The following is a 2,509-nucleotide window of genomic DNA, read 5'->3' as shown; positions in this document are numbered from 1 at the left end:
GAGTAGGAAACTTAGATGACTGGCGCAAAATGAGCAGTCTTCAGAGCATCCTCCATTTTTGCATTTATTAAAGAGCAAAACTCCATCTCATTTTTGAAAAAATATTCTCTAATTTTAGATGCTTCCTCAACTAAATCCATTACCATATCATCAGGCAGTTGTAGAATCTTAAGACCTTCTTCTTTAGATATTTTTTCACCATTTATAACTCTTTCAGCAAGATTATTTAATATATTCATTTTATCCACCTCGTTAACCATTTATTTTTTTTAAGTTTACTACAATAAAATATTGACAACAAGAGGTAATTAAAATATAATGTTATACACCTTTTAAGCGAGAGTAGCTCAGTCGGTAGAGCACTTCCTTGCCAAGGAAGGGGTCGCGGGTTCGAATCCCGTCTCTCGCTCCATTAATCATCTCAAACATACTCCAGAAGCTTTGTATAAAAGCTTTATATAGATTCAACTGGAAATTTATCAAAAAATGTGGTAAAATACTCAAATATAATTTTAATTATTAATTTTTAGAGGATACACTTGGATTTTTCAGGTAAAAAAGTAATAGTTACAGGTTCAACAAGAGGAATAGGAAAAGAAATAGCTGTTGCTTTTGCAAAAAGGGGAGCTACGGTAGTAATAACAGGAAGAAATAAAGCAAATGCCGAAATTGTAGCAAAGGCTATTGAAGCTGAATACAAAGTTCCTGCATATGCTGTAGAACTTGATTTTCTTTCTGATATAACAGATAGCTTAAAAGAAATAGAAGAAAAAATAGACACGCCTGATATTCTTGTAAACAATGCAGGTCTTACAAGAGATACACTATTTATAAGGATGAAAGAAGAAGACTGGAATCAGGTAATAAATACAAATCTTACAGGAACTTTTAAAATAACCCAATATTTTGCAAAAAAAATGATAAAAAAAAGATACGGCAGAATAATAAATATATCTTCCATAATTGGCTTTATAGGTAATGTTGGACAGGTAAATTATGCCACTTCCAAAGCAGGATTAATAGGATTTACTAAATCCTTAGCTAAAGAACTTGCTTCAAGAAATATAACAGTAAATGCAGTAGCACCAGGATTTATAGAAACTGATATGACAAATCAGCTTCCTGCTGATATAAAAGAAACTTATCTAAAACAGATTCCACTTGGAAGATTTGGAAAACCTGAAGATGTAGCCAATACTGTTTTGTTTTTAGCATCTGATATGGCAAGTTATATAACCGGAGAAACTATCCACGTTAATGGTGGAATGTATTAAAAATTAAAAACTCAGGAGGTCAAAATGGCACAAAATATTGAAGAAAGAGTAAAGGAAATTATCGCTGACCAGCTTGGAATTTCTGTTGACCAGATTAAGCCAGAATCTAAATTCGTTGATGATTTAGGTGCAGACTCTTTAGATGTTGTTGAGCTTATAATGGCATTTGAAGAAGAGTTTAATGTTGAAATTCCTGATGAAGATGCTGAAAAAATAGCTACTGTTCAGGACGTTTTAGATTACATAGCACAAAAACAAGGGTAATTAGAGGTTTCAGATGAGAAGAGTTGTCGTTACCGGTATAGGGGCTATAACACCAATAGGTCTTAATGTTAAAGAGTTCTGGGAAGGTCTAATAAGTGGTAAAAGTGGTATTGATGTTATAAAAAGATTTGACCCATACAGCTATAACCTTCCTGTTGTAATTGCTGCAGAAGTAAAAGATTTTGACCCTACAAAGTATCTTGATAAAAAAGATGCTAAAAGAATGAGTGATTTTGTAAAATTTGCAGTTGTTGCTGCTAAAGAAGCAGTAGCAGATTCAGGTCTTGAACTTGATAAAATTGACCTTAATAAAGCAGGTGTTATAGTCGGTACCGGTATCGGCGGGCTCAGAGATATTGAAGACCAGCAAAAAATTTTGCTTGAAAAAGGTGCAAGGAGGGTTTCTCCTTTCTTTATTCCCTCTGGTATTTCAAATATGGCGTCAGGATATATCTCAATTGAATTTGGATTTAAAGGTCCTAACTCATGTGTAGTAACAGCATGTGCTACAGGGACTCACTCTATAGGAGATGCTTTCAAGGTTATACAAAGAGGTGATGCAGATATTATGATTGCAGGCGGGACAGAATCTGCAATAACGCCTCTTGGAATAGCTGGATTCGCAAATATGAAAGCTCTTTCTACAAGAAATGATGAGCCTCAAAAAGCATCAAGACCATTTGATGCTGAAAGAAATGGTTTTGTAATGGGTGAAGGTGCTGGAATACTTGTTCTTGAAGAACTTGAGCATGCTAAAAAAAGAGGAGCAAAAATATACGCAGAAGTTGTTGGATACGGTATGACAGGAGATGCATACCACATTACAGCTCCATGTTCTGATGCAGATGGGGCAAAAAGAGTTATAAATATGACTTTAAATGATGCAAGGGTTAATCCTTCGGAAGTTGATTACATTAATGCACACGGACATCTACACCTTTAAATGATAAAGTGGAAACCCTTGCTATAAA

General features: G+C 34.4%; 3 protein-coding genes, 1 tRNA gene and 1 pseudogene. 4 read left to right on the top strand and 1 reads right to left on the bottom strand.

Annotated features, from left to right (window positions below):
- Window positions 1-11 precede the first annotated feature (11 nt).
- The gene (locus HG1285_RS04575) at window positions 12-239 is read right to left on the bottom strand and encodes a hypothetical protein (RefSeq protein ID WP_008288606.1); all 228 of its coding nucleotides are present in this window, start codon (window positions 237-239) and stop codon (window positions 12-14) included.
- A gap of 97 nt (window positions 240-336) precedes the next feature.
- Between HG1285_RS04575 and HG1285_RS04580 the strand changes: the two genes are divergently transcribed.
- The 4 genes and pseudogenes from HG1285_RS04580 to fabF all read left to right on the top strand — a co-directional run.
- Window positions 337-412: transfer RNA gene (locus HG1285_RS04580), tRNA-Gly, on the top strand.
- A 127-nt stretch (window positions 413-539) separates the two neighbouring features.
- Complete coding sequence (gene fabG, locus HG1285_RS04585; RefSeq protein ID WP_008288605.1) at window positions 540-1,274, top strand: 3-oxoacyl-[acyl-carrier-protein] reductase; 735 nt, start codon at window positions 540-542, stop codon at window positions 1,272-1,274.
- Between the two features lie 24 nt (window positions 1,275-1,298).
- Window positions 1,299-1,538 carry an acyl carrier protein gene (gene acpP / locus HG1285_RS04590; protein WP_008288604.1) on the top strand — a complete coding sequence of 80 codons (240 nt, stop codon included), beginning with the start codon at window positions 1,299-1,301 and terminating at the stop codon, window positions 1,536-1,538.
- Between the two features lie 13 nt (window positions 1,539-1,551).
- Window positions 1,552-2,509, top strand: a pseudogene (gene fabF, locus HG1285_RS18315) (beta-ketoacyl-ACP synthase II); the annotation flags it as partial.

This window comes from Hydrogenivirga sp. 128-5-R1-1, assembly GCF_000171895.1.
Note: the sequence above shows the minus strand (reverse complement) of the source record. Positions and strands in the feature narration are given on the sequence as shown.